This window comes from Faecalibacterium sp. DFI.5.82 (assembly GCF_029076575.1).
GTDB classification, from domain to species: domain Bacteria; phylum Bacillota; class Clostridia; order Oscillospirales; family Ruminococcaceae; genus Faecalibacterium; species Faecalibacterium duncaniae.
The window spans coordinates 1-308 of sequence record NZ_JARFIS010000579.1; the positions used below are offsets into that span (position 1 = coordinate 1).

At 66.6% G+C, this 308-nt stretch carries 1 protein-coding gene; it reads right to left on the minus strand.

Annotated elements, in window-relative coordinates; translation table 11 throughout:
- Positions 1 to 308, minus strand: a 308-nt coding sequence (locus P0G09_RS17970; RefSeq protein WP_275253351.1) for a DUF4147 domain-containing protein, incomplete at both ends; no start/stop codon positions are given.

A 308-nucleotide genomic window follows, 5' to 3' on the forward strand; every position in this document is an offset into this window, starting at 1 on the left:
GTTCATATCCCAGATTCCGGCATGCGCTGGCCGCGGCACGGCAAAGCTCCCGCACGCTGCCGGTGATCCGGGTGGTCACATTGTCCAGCGTTTTGGGCGATTCCTGCGCCAGCAGGGCCCGGGCCTGTGCTGAGAGTGCCAGATGATACTTTTCGGCAACGGCAAGCGCCTGGGCGCAGGTGGAGGTATCCGGCTCCGCCGGGCCGCTGGCGATCATATCCAGAGGGTCCCCCAGACTGTCGCTCAGCACGATGCTGAACACCTGCGCAGGGGCACAGCGCTGCGCGTACCGCCCGCCCTTCACACCG